The sequence below is a fragment of the Rhizobium ecuadorense genome (genome assembly GCF_001187535.1).
GTDB classification, from domain to species: Bacteria; Pseudomonadota; Alphaproteobacteria; order Rhizobiales; family Rhizobiaceae; genus Rhizobium; species Rhizobium ecuadorense.
Map to the genome: position 1 here is coordinate 1 of NZ_LFIO01001618.1, position 258 is coordinate 258.

A 258-nucleotide genomic window follows, 5' to 3' on the forward strand; every position below is an offset into this window, starting at 1 on the left:
CGACGGGCTGGCCAGGACGGCTGAACATATTCGCGCCGCTGGCCGCCGTTCGATCCAGATCGCGGCTGATGTCACGAGCAAGTCTTCCCTTGGAGAGGCAATAGCACGGACCGAGACAGATCTCGGCGCATTGACACTTGCAGTCAACGCTGCGGGCATCGCTAACGCGAACGCAGCGGAAGAGATGGAGGAGGACCAATATCAGACGTTGATGGATATCAACCTGAAAGGCGTCTTTCTTTCCTGCCAGGCCGAGGC

The 258-nt window shown here is 58.9% G+C and carries 1 protein-coding gene; it reads left to right on the top strand.

The features are described from left to right. Window positions 1-258 (top strand): SDR family NAD(P)-dependent oxidoreductase (locus tag AF337_RS32775; RefSeq protein ID WP_152971299.1); only part of this gene is annotated, 258 nt, incomplete at both ends.